The 17,783-nt window shown below is 62.7% G+C and carries 18 protein-coding genes and 1 pseudogene; 6 read left to right on the top strand and 13 right to left on the bottom strand.

Going from position 1 to position 17,783, the window contains the following annotated elements; genetic code table 11:
- Window positions 1-124: 124 nt before the first annotated feature.
- The 6 genes from PW947_RS28965 to PW947_RS28990 all read right to left on the bottom strand — a co-directional run bounded on the left by PW947_RS28965 (window position 125) and on the right by PW947_RS28990 (window position 4,247).
- Window positions 125-1,510, bottom strand: a complete 1,386-nt coding sequence (locus PW947_RS28965; RefSeq protein WP_299635883.1) for a replicative DNA helicase — start codon at window positions 1,508-1,510, stop codon at window positions 125-127.
- Between the two features lie 145 nt (window positions 1,511-1,655).
- Complete coding sequence (gene rplI, locus PW947_RS28970) at window positions 1,656-2,108, bottom strand: 50S ribosomal protein L9 (protein WP_299635885.1); 453 nt, start codon at window positions 2,106-2,108, stop codon at window positions 1,656-1,658.
- Window positions 2,109-2,135: 27 nt separating this feature from the next.
- A complete protein-coding gene (gene rpsR, locus PW947_RS28975; RefSeq protein ID WP_299635887.1) occupies window positions 2,136-2,411 on the bottom strand; it encodes a 30S ribosomal protein S18 in 276 nt (91 codons plus the stop codon).
- 1 nt (window position 2,412) lies between these two features.
- Complete coding sequence (gene priB, locus PW947_RS28980) at window positions 2,413-2,712, bottom strand: primosomal replication protein N (RefSeq protein ID WP_299635888.1); 300 nt, start codon at window positions 2,710-2,712, stop codon at window positions 2,413-2,415.
- Window positions 2,713-2,756: 44 nt separating this feature from the next.
- Window positions 2,757-3,131, bottom strand: a complete 375-nt coding sequence (rpsF, locus tag PW947_RS28985; protein WP_299635890.1) for a 30S ribosomal protein S6 — start codon at window positions 3,129-3,131, stop codon at window positions 2,757-2,759.
- Window positions 3,132-3,335: 204 nt separating this feature from the next.
- On the bottom strand, window positions 3,336-4,247 hold the full coding sequence (locus PW947_RS28990; RefSeq protein ID WP_299635892.1) for a LysR family transcriptional regulator: 912 nt from the start codon (window positions 4,245-4,247) through the stop codon (window positions 3,336-3,338).
- Window positions 4,248-4,448: 201 nt separating this feature from the next.
- Here PW947_RS28990 and gcl point away from each other — a divergent pair, with 201 nt between their 5' ends.
- The 3 genes from gcl to PW947_RS29005 all read left to right on the top strand — a co-directional run bounded on the left by gcl (window position 4,449) and on the right by PW947_RS29005 (window position 8,124).
- Window positions 4,449-6,224: a glyoxylate carboligase gene (gcl, locus tag PW947_RS28995; protein WP_299635893.1), complete on the top strand. Its 1,776-nt coding sequence runs from the start codon at window positions 4,449-4,451 to the stop codon at window positions 6,222-6,224.
- A gap of 133 nt (window positions 6,225-6,357) precedes the next feature.
- Entirely contained in the window at window positions 6,358-7,167 is an 810-nt protein-coding gene (otnI, locus tag PW947_RS29000; protein ID WP_299635895.1) for a 2-oxo-tetronate isomerase, read from the top strand.
- 48 nt (window positions 7,168-7,215) lie between these two features.
- A complete protein-coding gene (locus PW947_RS29005; protein ID WP_299635897.1) occupies window positions 7,216-8,124 on the top strand; it encodes a 2-hydroxy-3-oxopropionate reductase in 909 nt (302 codons plus the stop codon).
- A 399-nt stretch (window positions 8,125-8,523) separates the two neighbouring features.
- Here PW947_RS29005 and PW947_RS29010 read toward each other — a convergent pair whose 3' ends face one another.
- From PW947_RS29010 to PW947_RS29035, 6 genes are all read right to left on the bottom strand, one after another.
- Window positions 8,524-9,582: an asparaginase gene (locus PW947_RS29010; protein WP_299635899.1), complete on the bottom strand. Its 1,059-nt coding sequence runs from the start codon at window positions 9,580-9,582 to the stop codon at window positions 8,524-8,526.
- 172 nt (window positions 9,583-9,754) lie between these two features.
- Window positions 9,755-10,681 (bottom strand): CysB family HTH-type transcriptional regulator, encoded by a 927-nt coding sequence (locus tag PW947_RS29015; RefSeq protein WP_299635901.1) that lies wholly within the window; start codon window positions 10,679-10,681, stop codon window positions 9,755-9,757.
- A gap of 112 nt (window positions 10,682-10,793) precedes the next feature.
- Window positions 10,794-11,852, bottom strand: coding sequence for a sulfate ABC transporter ATP-binding protein (locus PW947_RS29020; RefSeq protein ID WP_299635903.1), 1,059 nt, complete (start codon window positions 11,850-11,852; stop codon window positions 10,794-10,796).
- A 10-nt stretch (window positions 11,853-11,862) separates the two neighbouring features.
- On the bottom strand, window positions 11,863-12,831 hold the full coding sequence (gene cysW, locus PW947_RS29025) for a sulfate ABC transporter permease subunit CysW (RefSeq protein ID WP_299635905.1): 969 nt from the start codon (window positions 12,829-12,831) through the stop codon (window positions 11,863-11,865).
- On the bottom strand, window positions 12,828-13,739 hold the full coding sequence (gene cysT, locus PW947_RS29030; RefSeq protein WP_299635906.1) for a sulfate ABC transporter permease subunit CysT: 912 nt from the start codon (window positions 13,737-13,739) through the stop codon (window positions 12,828-12,830). Before cysT ends, cysW begins: the two co-directional genes overlap by 4 nt.
- 144 nt (window positions 13,740-13,883) lie before the next feature.
- Entirely contained in the window at window positions 13,884-14,921 is a 1,038-nt protein-coding gene (locus PW947_RS29035; protein WP_299635908.1) for a sulfate ABC transporter substrate-binding protein, read from the bottom strand.
- Between the two features lie 337 nt (window positions 14,922-15,258).
- Here PW947_RS29035 and lexA point away from each other — a divergent pair, with 337 nt between their 5' ends.
- From lexA to PW947_RS29050, 3 genes and pseudogenes are all read left to right on the top strand, one after another.
- On the top strand, window positions 15,259-15,909 hold the full coding sequence (gene lexA, locus PW947_RS29040) for a transcriptional repressor LexA (RefSeq protein WP_299635910.1): 651 nt from the start codon (window positions 15,259-15,261) through the stop codon (window positions 15,907-15,909).
- A gap of 50 nt (window positions 15,910-15,959) precedes the next feature.
- Window positions 15,960-16,349, top strand: coding sequence for a hypothetical protein (locus PW947_RS29045; RefSeq protein WP_299635911.1), 390 nt, complete (start codon window positions 15,960-15,962; stop codon window positions 16,347-16,349).
- A 101-nt stretch (window positions 16,350-16,450) separates the two neighbouring features.
- Window positions 16,451-17,120: pseudogene (locus tag PW947_RS29050) on the top strand (DUF2939 domain-containing protein).
- An 87-nt stretch (window positions 17,121-17,207) separates the two neighbouring features.
- On the opposite strand, the gene PW947_RS29055 reads toward PW947_RS29050, so the two are convergent.
- Complete coding sequence (locus PW947_RS29055; RefSeq protein ID WP_299635912.1) at window positions 17,208-17,681, bottom strand: universal stress protein; 474 nt, start codon at window positions 17,679-17,681, stop codon at window positions 17,208-17,210.
- Window positions 17,682-17,783: the final 102 nt, after the last annotated feature.

A 17,783-nucleotide genomic window follows, 5' to 3' on the forward strand; every position in this document is an offset into this window, starting at 1 on the left:
TATTGGCTGACATAAAACCGCAATATTGTACCGTTCCGTGCGGTTCGTCGCACTTTTGGAAGCGTCGTTACAACAGCATCGACGCCTTTTCGAGCCTTCCAATGACTTTTTGCTGATTTGCCCTTTACTCGCCGTAGAAGTTCTGCGCGCCGGCAAAATTATCGAACTTCGTGAATTGACCGTGGAACGTGAGCCGAACCGGGCCGATCGGACCATTCCGCTGCTTGCCGATAATGATTTCCGCGGTGCCTTTGTCTGGGCTGTCCGGGTTGTAGACTTCGTCACGGTAGATGAACAGGATCACGTCCGCGTCCTGTTCGATAGCGCCGGATTCGCGCAAATCCGACATGATCGGACGCTTGTTCGGGCGCTGTTCGAGACCACGATTCAGCTGCGACAGCGCAATCACCGGCACGTCGAGTTCTTTCGCGAGACTCTTTAGCGAGCGCGAGATTTCCGAGATTTCGGTCGCGCGGTTTTCGCCCTGCCCGGAACCGCTCATCAGCTGCAAATAGTCGATGATGATCAGCCCGAGTTTGCCGCATTGCCGCGACAGACGGCGCGCGCGCGAGCGAAGCTCCATCGGATTCAGGCCACCGGTTTCGTCGATGAAGATTTGCGCTTCGCTCATCTTCTGCACGGCATGCGTCAGCTTCGGCCAATCTTCGTCGGTCAGACGACCGGTCCGCATCCGATGCTGGTCGAGACGCCCGACCGAGCCGAGCATACGCATCGTCAGTTGCGAGCCCGGCATTTCCATCGAGAACACGGCGACCGGCAAGCCATATTCCACGGCAACGTATTCGCCGACGTTCATCGAAAACGCGGTCTTACCCATCGACGGCCGGCCCGCGACGATGATCAACTCGCCGCCGTGCATGCCGGAAGTCATCCGGTCGAGGTCGACGAATCCGGTCGGCGTGCCCGTCACGTCACTCGGGTTCGCGGTGTGGTACAGCGTGTCGATCCGCTCGACGACCTGCGTCAGCAACGGTCCGATTTCCAGGAAACCCTGCGTGCCGCGCGCGCCGTCCTCGGCAATCGAAAACACCTTCGATTCCGCTTCGTCCAGCAACTGGCGAACTTCCTTGCCCTGCGGATTGAATGCGTCAGCGGAAATCTCGTCCGCCACCGACACCAGCCGCCGCAACACCGCGCGATCGCGCACGATTTCCGCGTAACGACGGATATTCGCCGCGCTCGGCGTGTTCTGCGCCAGCGCGTTCAGGTACGCGAGGCCGCCCACTTCGTCGGCTTTGCCCGCGGTGCCGAGCGATTCGTAAACCGTGATCACGTCGGCCGGACGCGTGGCCGCGATCAGCTTGCCGATGTGCTCGAAGATGAGGCGGTGGTCGTAGCGATAGAAATCACTCTGCGAGAGGAAATCGGCAATGCGGTCCCATGCCGCGTTATCGAGCAGCAAGCCGCCCAGCACCGATTGCTCGGCCTCGATCGAATGCGGCGGGACTTTCAGCGACTCGATTTGGGGATCTTTGGACGGTGCGTTCATGGAGGAAGTTTATCTTGCAAATGCAGCGATGGCGGCGGGAGGACACAAAAACCGGCCAACAAAAAAGGCAGGGGCCGGTTGCCCGGCCCCTGCCTCTTGCCGGACGGATCTCAGCGAGACCCGTGCGACGGATACGACTTGATGCTTAGACGTGTTCGCCCAGCACCGACACCGTCACATCGACGAGAACGTCGGTGTGCAGCGAAACTTGCACCGGATGGTCGCCGACCATCTTCAGCGGGCCTTCCGGCAGGCGCACTTGCGCCTTTTCCACTGCGAAGCCTTGCTTCGTCAGCGCTTCAGCGATGTCAGCGTTGGTCACCGAGCCGAACAAACGGCCGTCGACGCCAGCCTTCTGGCCGATCTGAACCGTCGAACCTGCCAGCTTTTCGCCTTGGGCTGCAGCGGCTGCCAGCTTTTCAGCGGCGACCTTTTCCAGCTCTGCACGGCGAACTTCGAATTCAGCGATTGCTTCCTTCGTTGCACGGCGAGCTTGCTTGTTCGGAATCAGGAAGTTACGTGCGTAACCGTCCTTGACCTTGACGATATCGCCCAGGTTGCCGACGTTGACGACTTTTTCGAGAAGAATGATTTGCATTCGGATGCTCCTTGTAGCGTCGTCTTATTAAGCCTTGTGCTGGTCGGTGTACGGCATCAGCGCGAGGAAACGTGCGCGCTTGATTGCCGTATCCAGCTGGCGTTGATAGTGCGACTTCGTACCCGTCAGACGTGCCGGCGTGATCTTGCCGTTTTCGCCGATGAAGTCCTTCAGCGTTTCGATGTCCTTGTAGTCGATCTGATCGACGCTTGCAGCCGTGAAGCGGCAGAACTTCTTACGCTTGAAGAGCGGGTTTTGTTGCTGACGGCGCTTGTCGAATTTTTTACCAGTCGGGCGGGGCATGTTAGTCCTTTCCAATGTCCTGCAATGCTGTGATGTGAAATACCAGGGTGCGCGCGTTGCGGTGTTTTTTAGCCAGAAAACCGGTGAAGAGCGTTTCGACGCCCATTGCGCAGTTTTCCAACTTTCCGCTTGCCTCGCCGGCGGCTACCGCCGGCATGGTCAGTTCGACTTGACGGGCAATGCCCGCTTCGACGACTTCCGTGCGGTGTTGCAACGTGCAGCTTGCAATCGGAACGCCGGCGGGCGTATATCGCACCGGTTCGCGTTCAACGACGCTTGCTGTAAGTTGCAGCCTGTTCACGAGGCGACGCGCTTATCGATCAACCTGGTAGCTTAAATGCGGTCTTAAGCCTGCGCTTCGGACGGCTGCGTAGCAGCTGCCTTCTTGGCTTCTTCGCGCTGCACTTCCTTCATCATCGGCGACGGGCCGGTTTCAGCCTTCTTCTGCTTGACGATGAGGTGACGCAGAACTGCGTCGTTGAACTTGAATGCGTGTTCCAGCTCGTCGAGCGTGGTCTGATCGCATTCGATGTTCATGCAGACGTAGTGTGCCTTCGCGAGTTTCTCGATCATGTAGGCCAGTTGGCGACGGCCCCAGTCTTCGATACGGTGGATCTGGCCACCGTGCGACGCGATCGTGCTCTTGTAACGCTCGATCATTGCGGGCACTTGCTCGCTTTGATCCGGATGCACGATAAATACGATTTCGTAATGACGCATGTTCACTCCTTGTGCTGACTTATGGATAGAAGCCACCCGGGCGTCGGATCCGGTGTGGCAAGTGAGAAGCCGAAGATAATAACTCGAACGGACCCCGCTTTGCAAGATATTCCGTGGCGTCACAACAGGAATCGGCCTAATTTTCAACGGCTTAGAACACGACGCCAATCCGTCGAACACACCGCCGCGCGCATCGCGTAGCCGTCACGCCACACCGTCCCAATAACCCGGTCGCGCGTACATTTCCTTCAAATAATCAATGAAGTAGCGCACTTTCGCGGGCACATAGCGCTGCTGCGGGTAGACCGCGAGAATGTCGTAATCGGGCAGCGCGTACTCGTCGAGCACCGTCTCCAGTTCGCCGCGCGCCAGTTGCTGCTGGATTTCCCAGGTCGAGCGCCAGCCCAGCCCCAACCCTTCCGACACCCAGCGGTGCAGCAATTCGCCATCGTTGCAATCGAGCGAGCCGCCGACGCGCACCGTCGCCATCTTGCCGTTTCGGCGGAAATACCAGCCGCGGTTCTGGCCCCCTTGCAGGTTGAACGCCAGACAGTTGTGCTGCGGCAGATCGTCGAGCGTTTCCGGCTTACCGTATTTCGCAAAATACGCGGGCGTGCCGCACACCACGCGCCGGTTCGACGCCAGCTTCACCGCGACGAAATTCGGATCGACCGCGCCGCCGATCCGGATCGACAGGTCGTAGCCCTCGCGCACCAGATCCACGACGCGATCGGTCAGATTGAACGACATCTGCAATTCGGGCTTGTCGAGCGCGAATTGCGGCGCGAGCGGCGCCACGTGTTTACGCCCGAACGCCGCCGGCGCCGACACGATCAGATGACCGCCAATCGCGCGCCGCCCTTCGGTCAGTTCGTTTTCCGCCTGATCCCATTCGCTGATCAGCCCGCGGCATCGCTCCAGAAACGCCACGCCGTCTTCGCTGACGACCAGACGACGCGTCGAGCGATACATCAGCTTGACGCCCAGCCGCTTCTCCAGCGCGTCGATCCGCCGGCCGAGAATCACCGGCGACACGCCCTCTTCCAGCGCGGCCGCCGCGAGACTGCCGGCATCCGCGACCCGCACGAATGTTTCGATCTGCCTGAACCGGTCCATCGTCGTCTCCTGTGCTGGTGCGGGACGCGGCGTCGCCGCATGGCCACGCGCGCCCGTCATTCGATACTTTTTGTTTCGAAATAAGCGACCTGAACCGATCTTATCAAACGTTTGGGTGCGGCCTACAGTGCGTTCATACCGTCGTCGAACGACGCGAAAGTTTGCACATACCCCGCACAGAAAGACATTCAGGAGACATTCATGGCCAAGATGAGAGCCGTCGACGCAGCCGTGCTGGTGCTGGAAAAAGAAGGGATCGACACAGCGTTCGGCGTGCCGGGCGCCGCGATCAACCCGTTCTACTCGGCGATGCGCAAGGCCGGCAACATCAGCCACGTGCTCGCCCGCCACGTCGAAGGGGCGTCGCATATGGCCGAAGGCTATACGCGGGCCGCGCCGGGCAATATCGGCGTGTGTATCGGCACCTCGGGCCCTGCCGGCACGGACATGATCACAGGGCTGTATTCCGCCTCCGCCGATTCGATCCCGATTCTCGCGATCACCGGTCAGGCGCCGCGCGCCCGTCTCTATAAAGAAGACTTCCAGGCCGTCGATATCGAATCGATCGCGAAGCCGGTCACCAAGTGGGCCGTCACCGTGCGCGAACCGGCGCTCGTACCGCGCGTGTTCCAGCAGGCGTTCCATCTGATGCGCTCGGGCCGTCCCGGTCCGGTGCTGGTCGACCTGCCGATCGACGTGCAGGTCGCCGAAATCGAATTCGATATCGACACCTACGAACCGCTGCCGGTCTACAAGCCCGCCGCCTCGCGCAAACAGATCGAAGCCGCGCTGACGATGCTCAACGATTCCGATCGTCCGCTGATCGTGTCGGGCGGCGGCGTGCTGAACGCCGCAGCGGAAGACCTGCTCGTGCAGTTCGCGGAGACCATCGGCGTGCCGGTGATTCCGACGCTGATGTCTTGGGGCGCGATTCCCGACGATCATCCGCTGATGGCCGGCATGGTCGGTTTGCAGACGTCGCACCGTTACGGCAACGCCACCATGCTCGCCTCCGACTTCGTGCTCGGCATCGGCAATCGCTGGGCGAATCGCCATACGGGCAGCGTCGAGGTCTATACGAAGGGCCGTCGCTTCGTGCACGTGGACATCGAGCCGACGCAGATCGGCCGCGTGTTCGGTCCGGACCTCGGCATCGTGTCGGACGCGAAGCTCGCGCTCGAACTGTTCGTCGAAGTGGCCCGCGAATGGAAAGCGGCAGGCAAGCTGAAAGACCGCAGCGCGTGGGTCGAAGATTGCCTGCAACGCAAACGCACGATGCATCGCAAGACGCACTTCGACAACGTGCCGATCAAGCCGCAACGCGTGTACGAAGAGATGAACCAGGTGTTCGGACGCGACACCTGCTATGTCAGCACGATCGGTCTGTCGCAGATTGCCGGCGCGCAATTCCTGCATGTGTACAAGGCGCGCAACTGGATCAATTGCGGCCAGGCCGGCCCGCTCGGCTGGACCATTCCGGCTGCGCTCGGCGTGCGCGCCGCGGATCCGCAACGCCCGATCGTCGCGCTGTCGGGCGACTACGACTTCCAGTTCATGATCGAAGAACTCGCGGTGGGCGCGCAATTCAATCTGCCCTACGTGCATGTGGTCGTGAACAACTCGTATCTCGGACTGATCCGTCAGGCACAGCGCGCGTTCGATATGGATTTCTGCGTACAGCTCGCGTTCGAAAACATCAACGCGCCGGAAGTGAACGGATACGGCGTCGATCACGTCGCGGTCGCCGAAGGTCTCGGGTGCAAGGCGATCCGCGTGTTCAAGCCCGAAGAACTGAAGCCCGCGCTGCAACGAGCGCAGTCGATGCTGACCGAGTTCAACGTGCCGGTGATCGTCGAAGTGATTCTCGAACGCGTGACCAATATCGCGATGGGCGCGGAAATCGATGCGATCAACGAGTTCGAGCCGCTTGCCGATTCGCTCGAAGACGCACCGACCGCCATCGCCGCGATGAGCTGACACCAACGCTGACACCGACGCGCGGCGCAGCCACCCGCGCCAGCGCAAGGAAACCCTGTTCTGCTTGAACGGGCAACCGGTCTACCCACCGCGCGCCCGCCTTTTCTTCCCTGACCGACCGAGACCCTACGCCATGCCGAAATTCGCTGCGAATCTCACCATGCTGTTCAACGAAGTGCCGTTCCTCGACCGTTTTGCCGCGGCAGCCGACGCGAGCTTCGATGCCGTCGAATTCCTGTTTCCGTATCCGTACAGTGTCGCCGAACTGTCGGAGCGGCTTGCGCAGCATCAGTTGAAACTCGTGCTGCACAACCTGCCGGCCGGTAACTGGGAAGGCGGCGAGCGCGGTATCGCGTGTTTGCCGGATCGCGTCGGCGAGTTTCAGGATGGCGTCGGACGCGCGATCGACTACGCGAAGACGCTCAACGTGCCGCAACTGAACTGCCTCGTCGGGATTCCGACGGCGGGCGTGGATCGCGACACCGCCCGCAACACGATCGTCGACAACCTGCGTTTCGCCGCTGCCGCGCTGAAGAAAGAAGGCATCCGGCTGCTGGTGGAACCGTGCAATTCGTACGACATTCCCGGCTTTGCGCTGAACCGTTCGGGCGAAGGCCTCGACGTGATTCGCGCGGTCGATTCCGACAATCTGTTCCTGCAATACGACATCTATCACATGCAACGGATGGAAGGCGAACTCGCCGCGACCATCAAAAAGAACCTGCCGCTGATTTCGCATATCCAGCTCGCGGACAACCCCGGCCGCAACGAACCCGGCACCGGCGAGATCAACTATCCGTTCCTGTTCGCGCTGCTCGATTCGCTCGGCTATAGCGGCCATATCGGTTGCGAATACAAGCCGCGCACCACCACGACCGACGGCCTCGGCTGGTTGCAAACGGTCGCAGGCCAGACGGCCACCGCAAAGCCCGTTGCGGTCTGAAGCAGCGAAGCACCCGCCTCGCCCCAAACATTCTGGAGACACAGTCACATGGCAAAGATCGGCTTTATCGGACTCGGCATCATGGGCGCGCACATGGCGCGCAACCTCATCAAGGGCGGCCATCACCTGTCCGTCAACGGCGCATATCCGGTACCTGACGACCTGCGCGGCATCACCGAAGTCGTCGCCGATTCGACCGCCGTTGCGCGCGCGTCCGACATCGTGATCGTGATGGTGCCGGATACGCCCGACGTCGCGAACGTGCTGTTCGCCGACGACGGCGTCGCGGCCGGCTTGAGCGCGGGCAAACTGGTGATCGACATGAGCTCGATCTCGCCGCTCGACACCCAGGCGTTCGCGAAGAAAATCAACGCGCTCGGTTGCGACTACCTCGATGCGCCGGTGTCCGGCGGCGAAGTCGGCGCACGCGAAGCGACGCTGACGATCATGGTCGGCGGTCCGCAACAATCGTTCGATCTCGCGAAGCCGCTGTTCGACCTGATGGGCAAGAACATCTCGCTGATCGGCGACAACGGCGCGGGTCAAACCTGCAAGGTCGCGAACCAGATCATCGTCGCGCTGAATATCGAAGCGGTCGCCGAAGCGCTCCTGTTCGCGTCGCGCTCGGGCGCCGATCCGGAACGCGTACGCAAGGCGTTGATGGGCGGTTTCGCGTCGTCGCGGATTCTCGAAGTGCACGGCGAACGGATGACCAAGCGCACGTTCAATCCCGGCTTCCGGATCGAACTGCACCAGAAGGATCTGAACCTCGCACTCGACGGCGCGCGCAAGCTCGGTCTCGCGTTGCCGCACACGGCCAGCGCGCAGCAACTGTTCAGCGTATGCGCGGCGAACGGCGGCAAGGCGTGGGATCACTCGGCAATGGTCCGCGCGCTCGAAATCATGTCGAACTTCGAAGTCGCGCAAGCGCCCGGCGACCAGGCCAAAGCAGCGTGAGCCGACGCGTGAACGGGGGTTGAACATCGGCGGCACCGGCGCGGAATGAAACGCGCTGCCGCTTGCAGGTGGGGCGTCCGGTACGGTGGGCAGGCACGCCCGCCGTCACGGACAAATCGTGCCGCTCTGGGCTGAGAGCGGCCAGTGGGGTCCGCAGCGGCGCCCGGCGATGCCGGGGAAGCCTTGGTCGGTCAGACGTCGTCGTCGGGTGTCCGGCTGTCGGATTGTCACGCTTCACAGATGTCGACTTCGGCCGTTCCGGCAGAGCGCAAAAACAGAAACGGCAGCAACGGGCGATAAACCCGTTGGCGCCGTTTTCGTTCGTCACGCGCCGTACAGGCGGTCTGGCGCGAGTCAGTGTTTCAGTGTCTCAGCGCGTCAGCGCCTCGGCGCGCGAATTCAATACGTATCGAACGCTTTCTGCAGCGCGACCGGCCCCGTGCCGCCCGCCGCCAGCGCCAGCATCAACAACACGCGCGCCTTGTACGGATTCAGCGAGCCGGCGCTGACGAAGCCGAGCGCGTCGTCGGACGCGGCGCCGTTGCGCATCACATGCCCCGAACCGACGCGCGACGCCCGCACCACCGCGACGCCTTGCGAGACTGCATCGACGAGCGCCTGCTGGATCGTCGCGTGAATCGAGCCGTTGCCCGTGCCGGCCACGACGATGCCGCGTACGCCCGCCGCGACCAGCGCATCGACGGCGACCCGCGACGCACCCGCGTAACTCACGACGACTTCCACCGACGGCCAGCTCGCACCGATCACGAAACCGGTCGCATCGGTATGCGCGCGCAGCGGGCTGCGCTGGAACTCGACGCGACCGTCCTGCACCCAACCGAGCGCGCCGACTTCCGGCGACTGGAACGCATCGACCGCATACGTGCTGGTTTTCACGACATCGCGCGCGCAGTGAATGCGGTTGTTGAACGCCACCAGCACGCCCTGCCCACGCGACGCCGCGCTGGCTGCCACGGTCACTGCGTTCAGCAGATTCAACGGACCGTCGGCGGACAGGGCCGATGCCGGACGCATCGCGGCGGTCAGCACGACCGGCTTCGCGCCCTTCACCGTCAGATGCAGCAGATACGCGGTCTCTTCGAGCGTATCGGTGCCGTGCGTGACGACGATACCGTCGATCGACGGATCGGCCTGCAACACGTTGATGCGTTGCGCGAGCGTGGTCCATAGCGGCATCGCCATGTCCTTGCTGTCGACGCTTGCGATCTGTTCGGCCTGAACCTGCGCGACACCGGACAGCGCCGGCACCGCGTCGAGCAGATGTCCGACGCCGAGCACGCCCGCCTGATAGCCGGAGGTATTGGTCGCATCCGGCGCGGCGCCGGCGATCGTGCCGCCGGTCGCGAGCACGGCAATGCGCGGCAGCGGCAGCGCCGCCACTGACGGCGCGGGCACCGCGTCAGGTGTCGAAGGAGAAGAGGAAGTCGGTGTATTCATGGCGGCGATTGTAAGCGATGCCGCGCGTCGGAATCATCTGCCGGCACGGCGACGCGTGACCGTGCACCGGGTGTCAACGACCGCGTGCTACCGGCGCGCCAACCTCTTCGCAACGCCTCGATCGCATGACGGCCCGGCGTCGCGGCACGGGCCATCCGGACCATCCGGCGCGTTAAGCCGCTTCGCGCAATTGCGCGGCGATTTCCGCTTCGCTCAGTTGCGGCGCGAACATCTCGATCAGGCGATACGCGTACGCGCGCAAGAACGCGCCCTTGCGCAAACCGACCCGCGTGGTGCTCGCTTCGAACAGATGCTGCGTGTCGAGCGCGACCAGTTCGCTATCGCGTTTCGCGTCGTACGCCATTGCCGCGACGATGCCGATGCCCATGCCGAGTTCGACGTAGGTCTTGATCACGTCCGCATCGATTGCGGTCAGCACGACGTCGGGCAGCGCGCCCGCCTTCGCGAACGCCTGGTCGATATGCGAACGGCCGGTGAAGTCCTGATCGTAGGTGACAATCGGGTATTCGGCGATTTCGTCGAGCGTCAGGTTTTCACGGCCGACCAGCGGATGATCTTTCGGCACGACTACCGTGTGATGCCACGAGTAGCACGGGAACGTGACGATGTCCGGAAAACGGTCGAGCGCTTCGGTCGAAATACCGATATCCGCCTCGCCGTTGATGATCATCTGCGCGATCTGCTGCGGACTGCCCTGACGCAGCGCGAGATGCACCTTCGGAAATACCGACGTGAACTGCCGCACCACTTTAGGCAGTGCATAGCGCGCCTGCGTATGCGTCGTCGCGACGACCAGATGGCCGCTGTCCTGCTCGGAAAACTGACGCGCCACCCGGCGCAGATTTTCGGCGTCGAGCAGCATCCGCTCGATCAGTTGATGCACCGCCTTGCCCGGCTCCGTCAGCCCGGTCAGACGCTTGCCGCGGCGGATAAAAATATCCACGCCGAGTTCGTCCTCGAGATCCTTGATCTGTTTCGACACGCCCGATTGCGACGTGTACAGCACGTTCGCCACTTCGGTCAGATTCATGTTCTGGCGCACGGCCTCGCGCACGAATCGCAATTGCTGGAAGTTCATCTTGTCGTCTCCGGTAATGCCGAAGTAAAGGTTATTTGTGTTGTAGCTGGCCTGAAACGAACATGAAGCGCGTGACGCGTGGCGCTTCACACTCGCCGCCACGCGTCCCTGCTCAACGTGCCGGGAACACGCGCAACGCGCGTGGCACGGCGGTCACGCCGTCGCCGACGGTTAGTTGCAGCTCACGCCACGATTCGCGATCCAGTTCGGCTTCGAGCACGGTGCCTTGCTGCCCGGCCAGTTCGACCCGCACCGAGCCGCCGAGCGTAACCACGCGCCGCACATCGACGACGATCCCGTCGCGGTGTCCCGACGCCTGCGGATAAAGCTGCAAGTCGTGCGGCCGCACATACGCGAACGCCGGGCCCTGGAAGTTCGCGTCGATCGTGATGGGTTGCGCCGCGCCATCCACGACGAAACCGCGCGCATCGACGTTGCCGTGCAAGCGGTTCGCCGCGCCGAGAAACTCGTAGACGAACGAGGTTTGCGGATGGTCGTACACGTCTTGCGGACTGCCGACCTGCTCGACATGACCGTGATTCAGCACGACGATCCGGTCGGCGACTTCGAGCGCTTCTTCCTGGTCGTGCGTGACGAAAATCGTCGAGATATGCAGGTCGTCATGCAAACGACGCAACCAGCTGCGCAGTTCCTTGCGGACCTTCGCGTCGAGCGCGCCGAAGGGTTCGTCGAGCAGCAGCACTTTCGGTTCGACCGCGAGCGCGCGTGCCAGCGCAATCCGCTGACGCTGTCCGCCCGACAGTTCCGACGGATAGCGTTGCGCGAGCCAGTCCAGTTGCACGAGCTTCAGCAGTTCGTGCACTTTCTCGCGAATCACCGCTTCCGACGGCCGTTCCTTGCGCGGCTTGACACGCAGGCCGAACGCGACGTTTTCGAACACCGTCATATGACGGAACAGCGCGTAATGCTGGAACACGAAACCGACCTGACGCTCGCGCGCGCCGACCGTCGCGACGTCCTGGCCTTGCAGCACGACCTGGCCCGCGTCCGCATATTCGAGGCCCGCGATCACGCGCAACAACGTGGTCTTGCCGCAACCGGACGGCCCGAGCAACGCGACCAGTTCACCCGGCGGAAAATCCAGCGACACGTTGTCGAGCGCGGTGAAGTCGCCGAAGCGCTTCTGCAGATTACGAACGGTGATACCCATGTGCTTCCCCTTACTTGACCGTGTTCGATGCCGGAACCTGAGCCGGCACGCTAACCGGACCCGCGTGCGCGGGCACTGCCGCGCTGCGCGTTTCCGCCGACATATGACGCTCCGCGAGCAGCTTGAGGCCGAGCGTCACGAGCGCGAGCAGCGCCAGCAACGACGCCACGGCAAACGCCGCCGAGAAGTTGTATTCGTTGTAGAGAATTTCGACGTGCAGCGGCATCGTGTCGGTCTGGCCGCGAATATGGCCCGACACCACCGACACCGCGCCGAACTCGCCCATCGCGCGTGCGTTACACAGGATCACGCCGTACAGCAGCCCCCATTTGATATTGGGCAGCGTGACGCGGCGGAAAATCTGCCAGCCCGACGCGCCGAGCACGTGCGCGGCTTCTTCCTCGTCGTTGCCTTGCGCCTGCATCAACGGAATCAGCTCGCGCGCGACGAACGGAAACGTCACGAAAACCGTGGCCAGCACGATGCCCGGCACCGCGAAAATGATCTGCACGTTATGGTCTTGCAACCACGGGCCGAACCAGCCTTGCGCGCCGAACATCAGCACGTAGATCAGCCCGGAAATCACCGGCGACACCGAGAACGGCAAATCGATCAGCGTCGTCAGCAACGCCTTGCCGCGAAATTCGAACTTCGCGATACACCATGACGCAGCCAGCCCGAACACGAGATTGAACGGCACGGCGATCGCAGCGGTGAGGAGCGTCAGCTTGATCGCGGAAATCGCGTCCGGATCGGCCAGCGATTCGAAGTAAAAGCCGACGCCTTTCGCAAGCGCCTGATAGAACACCGACACCAGCGGCACGACCAGGAACAGCGCGAGAAACAGCAGCGCGATGCCGGTCAGCAGCCAGCGCACCAGACGCGGCTCGGTGACGGGATCGGGCCGTCGCGCGGTTGTCGAACTGGCTTGCGAATCGGGCGGCAACGCGGCGTTGCCGTTCGTGAGATTGCGGCTCATTGCGCGGCTCCCGTGGTCGTGGCGGCCACCGTGGCGACCGTCGAACCGGTCGCCGGGCCGCGCCCTGCACCACCGCGTCCGCTGCGTCGTTGCAGGAACCATTGCAGCGTATTGATCAGCAGCAGCATCAGGAACGACACCACCAGCATCACGACCGCGAGCGCGGTGGCGCCCGCGTAGTCGTATTGTTCGAGCTTCGTGATGATCAGCAGCGACGTGATCTCCGATTTCATCGGCACGTTGCCCGCGATAAAAATCACCGAGCCGTACTCGCCGAGCGCGCGCGCGAACGCGAGCGCGAAGCCGGTCAACAGCGCCGGAAGCACTGCGGGCAATACCACGCGCCGGAACGTCAGCCAGCGCGATGCGCCGAGGCACGCGGCCGCTTCTTCCTGCTCGCGCTCGAATTCTTCCAGCACCGGCTGCACCGTCCGCACCACGAACGGCAAACCGATAAACGTCAGCGCGACCAGCACGCCCGCCGGCGTGAACGCGATCTTCAGCCCGAGCGGTTCGAGAAACTGGCCGATCCAGCCGTTGCCCGCATAGACGGCGGCGAGCGAAATGCCCGCCACCGACGTCGGCAATGCGAACGGCAGATCCACCACCGCATCGACCACGCGTTTGAACGGGAAGCTGTAGCGCACCAGCACCCACGCCACCAGAAAGCCGAACACGGCATTGATCAACGCGCCACCCAGCGCCGAGAAAAACGTCAGCCGGTACGACGCGAGCACGCGCGGCGAACTGACCGCCCGCACGAATTGCGACCAGTCGAGCGTGGCGGTTTTCAGGAAAGTGGCCGCAAGCGGAATCAGCACCACGAGGCTCAAATACGCCACCGTGATGCCGAGAGTCAGGCCGAAACCGGGCAACGCGCTCGGTTTGCGGAAGGTCAACGTGGTCATGCTGAAAGCTCTTCGGTGATTGCTGACGGGTCCATCTGGCCGAAAAGCGCGCCCTTGGGCGCGCGTTGCCGGAGTGCGTCGCGCGGGCGGTGTTGCTGCGCCGCGCGGCGGTTTGCTACGGTGTCGTCGCTGCTTGCGTGTCGCTTATTGCGGCGAATAAATCGAATCGAACACGCCGCCATCGGCAAAGTGCGTCTTCTGCGCGTTGGCCCAGCCGCCGAACGAATCGTCGACCGTGTACAGCTTCAGCTTCGGAAACTTCGCGGTCAGTTCGGCCGGCACCTTGGTCGAACGCGGACGATAAAAGTTCTTCGCGGCGATCTCCTGGCCCTGTTCGCTATACAGGAAGTTCAGATAGGCCTCGGCGAGCTTGCGCGTGCCGTGCTTGTCAACGACCTTGTCGACCACCGCCACCGGCGGCTCGGCCAGAATGCTCACCGACGGCACCACGATCTCAAACTTGTCCGGACCGAATTCCTTCAGCGACAGAAACGCCTCGTTTTCCCACGCGATCAGCACGTCGCCGATGCCGCGCTGCACGAAGCTGGTCGTCGCGCCGCGCGCGCCCGAATCGAGCACGCCCGCATTCTTGTAGAGCTTGCCGACGAACTCCTTGGCCTTCTGGTCGTTGCCGCCCGGCTGATGCTCGGCGTACGCCCATGCTGCCAGGTAGTTCCAGCGCGCGCCGCCCGAGGTCTTCGGATTCGGCGTGACGATCGACACGCCCGGCTTGATCAGATCGTCCCAATCCTTGATGTGCTTCGGGTTGCCCTTGCGCACCAGAAACACGATCGTCGACGTGTACGGCGACGCGTTGTCCGGCAGACGTTTCTGCCAGCCCTTGTCGATCAGCCCTTTGCCGGCGAGCGCGTCGATGTCGTAGGCGAGCGCCAGCGTCACCACGTCGGCCTGCAAGCCGTCCAGCACCGAGCGCGCCTGCGCACCCGAGCCGCCGTGCGACTGCTTGAACGTGATGCTCTCGCCCGTCTTTGCCTTCCATTCCTTGCCGAACGCCTGATTGACGTCCTGATACAACTCGCGGGTCGGATCGTACGACACGTTCAGCAAGGTCGTGTCCGCATGCGCCGCGCTCATCATTCCCACTGCCGACGCCGCGCCCAATGCGAGCGTCGCGATCAGTTTCTTCGTCTTGCCGGCCAGCCCCGTATTCCGATCAGTCATCCACCTTCTCCGCGTTGTGGTTTGCCTATCTGTCTGAATCAGCGTCCGCCCGAAGGCAGGGTGCGCTAGATCCAGACGGCGTTTTTTTGCTTGTGTGCAGCGATCGAGGGCCAGTCTATCGAAGGGCTTTCATCATTAAAAATAATGTTTCTTCATTCTTTAATACGTAAAAGTGGTAATGACAGCCAGGCGCGGCGTTGCGGCACGAAAACGGCTGTCCGGGCACCGCTCATCGACGCCGCAACGACACCTGGACCGGCGAACTTAAAGTAAAGCTTGAATTACGAGGAATACTGTATAAAAATACAGGTCACCTGTTCATCTATACAGTGGCGCCATGACCAAACTCACCGCACGACAGCAGCAGGTTTTCGATCTGATTCGCCGCGCCATCGAGCGCTCCGGCTTCCCGCCCACTCGCGCTGAGATCGCAGCCGAGCTCGGCTTCAGCTCGGCCAATTCGGCCGAGGAGCATCTACGCGCATTGGCACGCAAGGGCGTGATCGAGCTTGCGGCGGGCGCATCGCGCGGCATCCGCCTGCTGCCCGGCCCGGACGACGCACCGCACCAGTTCACGCTGCCGCACGCCAGCATCATGCAGCTGTCGCTGCCGCTGATCGGCCGGGTCGCGGCGGGTAGCCCGATCCTCGCGCAGGAACATATCTCGCAGCATTACGCGTGCGACCCGGCGCTGTTCTCCAGCAAGCCTGACTACCTGTTGAAAGTACGCGGGCTGTCCATGCGCGACGCCGGCATTTTCGACGGCGACCTGCTCGCGGTTCAGAAGAAAGACGACGCGAAAGACGGCCAGATCATCATTGCCCGTCTTGGCGACGACGTCACCGTCAAGCGCCTGAAGCGCCGCCCGGACGGTCTGGAACTGATCGCCGAAAACCCCGATTACGAAAACATCTTCGTCCAGGCCGGCAGTGCGGAATTCGCGCTGGAAGGCATTGCAGTCGGGCTGATTCGCCCAACCGAGTTCTAACGGATTTCGAAGATCTCAAGTGACGTACTGATCCTTGCCAGGAGAGTCTCATGGAACGCCTTGCCCGCTTGCTGCCCTTCCGCCAGTTCGGCCGTCTGCGTCATCTGCGCAATCTCGTACCGTGCGCACCGCTCGCGGCGCGCAGCGCCGAGCCTTCGCTGTTCGACGCACCGCATGACGGTCAGGCGTCGCATGAGTCTCCACAATCCGCTGGTTCAGTGGGTTCTGCGGCCCCGGTATTGCCGTCGTCGTTGCCGGCATTCGCACGTGTGTCGCTGAACTCGGGTCTCAATATCGCCGAGCCCGCGCGTCGTGCGCCGGTGCGCGTCTATCACGGCCCGTCGCGGGTCATCATGGTCGGCACGGTGGACGCGGTATGCCGGATGATCGACCGCTGCATCGCCGAAGAAAATGCAGGCGCGCCCAATCCGCTGTTCTGATCGCGCCGGTGAGGTAACCAGTGAGATGGGTGGTGATTGCCGGGATCGTTTCGCGGTCGTTGCGGTCCACTGTAGATCGCAACCGTAGAGAGTCCCGCCCGATGGCTGTTTCCCCTTCTGTCAAACGCGGCGCCGCAAGGCCGCTGATACGTTGTTCTTATCGTGATCGTCGTCGTAGCCGTACTCGGTTATGGCTATGCATCGCCGTATCTCGCGCTGAACCAGTTGAAACGCGCCGCCGACGCGCGCGACGCCGCCACCGTCAATCAATACGTCGATTACCCGGCGCTTCGGCAAAGTTTGAAAGATCAGGTTGGCGGACTGCTGACCCGCCGCATCGAGGCGCGCGGCAACGGCAACCCGTTTGCCGCAATCGGCGCGATGATCGGCGTGGCGCTGATCGGACCGCTGGTCGATGCGTATGCCACGCCGGACGGCGTCGCTGCATTGCTTAATGGCATGCCGCCGCGCGGCGTACCGGGCGAGCGTCCGCCCGCCCCGTCACCGGATGGCGAAAACGGTGAAGCGTCCACGCATCACGACACGCCGCCATCCGCACCGCCGGTTGCATCGTCAGCGCCGGCCACGCCGCCGCCCGTCGCGGGACACGACACCCCGCCGCAGCCGCCGCAAACCACGGCGGGTTATCGCGGCATCAACGAGTTCGTCGTCACGTATCAGCACGGCGTCGGCGATGTGCGCTATGCGGCAATCTTCCAACGCAACGGACTGTTTTCGTGGAAGCTGTCCGCCGTCGATCTGAACGGCTAGGCGCGGGCCGCCCATGACAAGCGGTGCGTCCGGGGCGTCTAGGACCTCCGGAAGACCGAACAACCTGAACGATCGGCCGCCGCGCGGTTAAGCGGCCGCCTGCTGTTCCTGCTCCTGCTCCTGACCCATCGAGCACGCCACCAGAATGCTGCACGACACGCGATCGAGCAGCGGCGTGTTCCCCGCGCCCATCCACCAGCGCGACAGTCCGGTCCGGCATCGGTGGCCGACTACCACGAGATCCACATGCAGCGAATTCGCCAGGCTCGCGATCTCATCGACCGGATGGCCGAACGCGAAATGCCCTTGCGCAGTCACGCCGCGCTCGGTCAGCCAGTCGACACCTTCCTGGAGAATGTCGCGCGCGGTCTTTTCGAAACTGCCGCACGCAACGTCAGTCAACAAACCCGCACTCTGCGCAATGCTGGTCCGCATATCCACCACCGACAGCAAATGCGTTTCCGCCTTCAGATCCAGCGCCAGATCGGCACCGCAGCGCAACGCCTTGCGGCCTTCGCGCGAGCCGTCGTAGCACAACAGGATTTTTTGGTAGCTCGCCATCAGGTTCTCCCTCCCGCGCCGATCGCGGGTCTGACTTAATCATGGTGCGCCGCAATTACAGTTGCAAGGGAGAGAAAACGCCAAGTGTGGCGTGGCTCACCG

It is taken from the genome of Paraburkholderia sp. (assembly GCF_028283785.1).
Lineage (GTDB): Bacteria > Pseudomonadota > Gammaproteobacteria > Burkholderiales > Burkholderiaceae > Paraburkholderia.